This is a genomic window from Nocardioides sp., from assembly GCF_050699375.1.
In the GTDB taxonomy this organism is placed as follows: Bacteria; Actinomycetota; Actinomycetes; order Propionibacteriales; family Nocardioidaceae; genus Nocardioides.
The window spans coordinates 1-2,633 of the sequence record NZ_JBOHDN010000223.1 but is presented as its reverse complement, the minus strand read 5'-3'; the positions used below and the strand labels follow the sequence as shown (position 1 = coordinate 2,633).

Here is a 2,633-nt window from a genome sequence, read left to right as displayed (position 1 = left end):
GGGTGTCTTCCGAGCGATGCCAACGCAGCGAGGTGCGTGCGCAGCGTGCGACTTATGGTGCGGAATTGCGGTGCGGGACACTAGAGCTTCTTGCTGTAGCTCCACACCGAGAGCGGCGCGAAGATCGCGACGACCGCGGCGCAGCCGATGAGCGCCCACACGACGCTCAGGGTGAGGTCGCCGGCGTTCATCAGGTCGCGGGTGGCGTTGATGACCAGAGTGACCGGGTTGACGTCGACGAAGTGCTGCAGCCAGCCCGGCATGGTCTCCTTCGGTACGAACGCGGGGGAGAGGAAGGTCAGCGGGAACATGATCATCATGCCCAGGCCCTGCACCCCGCCCGCGGTCTTCAGGACCGTGCCGAGCCAGGTGAAGATCCAGCTCAGCGACCAGCCGGCGAAGATGGTCAGCGCCCAGCCGGCGAGCACCCCGCCGACGCCACCACCGGGCCGGTAGCCCATCAGCAGGCCGGTCAGGATCGTCAGCGTCGCCGCGATCCCGTAGCGGAGCAGGTCGGCGACGGCGGGTCCGGCCAGGGGCGCGATCCGGGCGATCGGGAGCGCCTTGAACCGGTCGAAGACGCCCTTGTCCATGTCCTCGCGCAGCTGGGTGCCGCGGGCCATCGAAGCGGTCAGCGCGGTCTGGGCGAGGATGCCGGTGATGATGGTCGGCAGGTAGGCCTTCACGTCACCGGAGATCGCACCGCCGAAGATGAAGGCGAACATGGCCGTGAACAGCAGCGGCTGGATCGTCACGTCGAAGAACTGCTCGGGGTTGCGCATCATCTTGATCAGTGCCCGCCGGGCCATCGTGAGCGTCTGGGCGACCGTCTCGCCGACACCCGGGTGGGTCTTGAGCGGGCGGTCGGCTACGGCGTAGGTGGAGATCAGTGCAGCCATGTCAGGCCACCTCCTCTGTGTGGACGTCTGTGTTGACGCCGGCGTGGATGTCGGTGTGGTCGGAGCTCTCGGGGCTCTCGGAGCTGTCCGTGCCGTGGCCGGTCAGCGCGAGGAAGACCTCGTCGAGGGTCGGCTGCTGCACGTTGGCGGTGGTGATGGAGATGCCGGCGTGACGTAGGCCGATGAGTACGTCGGCGGCCCGGTCGGCATCGGCCAGCGGCACGTTGACCCCGCCGGCCTCAGGGGTGAGCACCGGGATGTCGCCGGTGACCTTCTCGACGACCGCGGCGGCGGTGGCGACCTGCTCCCTGTCGGTAAGACGCAGGTGCAGGGTCGAGCTGCCGACGGAGGTCTTCAGCTGCTCCGAGGTGCCCTCGGCGACCTTGACGCCACGGTCGATGACCGCGATCCGGTCGGCGAGCTGGTCGGCCTCGTCGAGATACTGCGTGGTCAGCAGGACGGTGGAGCCGCCGGCCACCAGCGTACGGATGGTGTCCCACATCTGGCCCCGGGTGCGGGGGTCCAGGCCGGTGGTCGGCTCGTCGAGGAAGATCAGCGGCGGGCGGGACAGGAGCGAGGCGGCGAGGTCGAGCCGGCGGCGCATACCGCCGGAGAACTTCGAGATCTGGCGCTTCGCGGCCTCCTCGAGCCCGAAGGACTCCAAGAGGTCCTCGGAGGCGGCCCGCGCGGCCTTGCCGGACATGCCCAGCAGGCGGCCGAAGAGCACGAGGTTCTCGGTAGCGGTGAGGTTCTCGTCGACGGAGGCGTACTGCCCCGTGACGCCGACGAGCTGACGGATCTGATGTGGGTTGGCCTTGACGTCGACCCCGAAGATCTCCGCCTTGCCGGCATCGATCGGGAGCAGGGTCGCGAGCATCTTCAGGGTCGTGGTCTTGCCGGCGCCGTTGGGGCCGAGGACGCCGAAGACCTCGCCGCGGCGGATCTCCAGGTCGATCCCGTCGACCGCGGTGAAGTCGCCGAAGGTCTTGACCAGACCTGTGGCCGATACGGCCAGTTCGGTGGTGGTTGTCATGCTCCTACGGTCGAGGACCGCGGTTTCAGGCCGCCTTCACCGTGGTTTCACGCCCTGGGGGCGGGTTTCAGCGCCACTAGGTCTCGCGGGCTTCGTCCAGGCGGGCGAGTACGTCGTCGAGGTCGTCGCCGACCACGACATGCTCGCTGGCCGAGCCGTGCAGGAAGCCGGCCTCGCCGATGCGGTCCATCATCGCCACCAGCGGATCCCAGAAGCCGCCGATGTTGAAGAGCCCGACCGGTTTCCCGTGCAGGGAGAGCGTCTGCCAGGTCCAGATCTCGAAGAGCTCCTCGAGCGTGCCGATCCCGCCGGGGAGCGCGAGGAAGGCGTCGGCGCGCTCGGCCATCATCGCCTTGCGCTCGTGCATCGTGTCCACCACGATCGTCTGCAACCCCGGCGCTCCCTCGATGCGGCCCCACTCACGCTCGACCATGAACCGCGGGATCACCCCGAAGATCTTGCCGCCACCGTCGATCGCGCCCTGGGAGATCTGCCCCATCAGGCCACCGCCGCCCGCTCCGTACACCAGCTCGATCCCGCGCTCGGCGAGACCCTTACCGACCTCGTACGCCTGCTCCGAGAGCGCCGGATCGTTGCCGTCGCGGGAACCGAGGAAGACCGCCAGGTGCTTGATCATGGGCCAGAGGCTAGTGGCCATCGCCTCGATTTCGGCCTCGGCCCGCCGCCATGGCACGCACTGG

The 2,633-nt window shown here is 68.6% G+C and carries 3 protein-coding genes; all 3 read right to left on the bottom strand.

What is annotated here, in order from left to right:
- Positions 1-80: 80 nt before the first annotated feature.
- The 3 genes from ACRDPS_RS16285 to ACRDPS_RS16275 all read right to left on the bottom strand — a co-directional run bounded on the left by ACRDPS_RS16285 (position 81) and on the right by ACRDPS_RS16275 (position 2,569).
- The gene (locus ACRDPS_RS16285; RefSeq protein WP_431502702.1) at positions 81-899 is read right to left on the bottom strand and encodes an ABC transporter permease; all 819 of its coding nucleotides are present in this window, start codon (positions 897-899) and stop codon (positions 81-83) included.
- A gap of 1 nt (position 900) precedes the next feature.
- A complete protein-coding gene (locus ACRDPS_RS16280; RefSeq protein ID WP_431502701.1) occupies positions 901-1,932 on the bottom strand; it encodes an ATP-binding cassette domain-containing protein in 1,032 nt (343 codons plus the stop codon).
- Between the two features lie 76 nt (positions 1,933-2,008).
- The gene (locus tag ACRDPS_RS16275; RefSeq protein ID WP_431502700.1) at positions 2,009-2,569 is read right to left on the bottom strand and encodes a TIGR00730 family Rossman fold protein; all 561 of its coding nucleotides are present in this window, start codon (positions 2,567-2,569) and stop codon (positions 2,009-2,011) included.
- Positions 2,570-2,633: the final 64 nt, after the last annotated feature.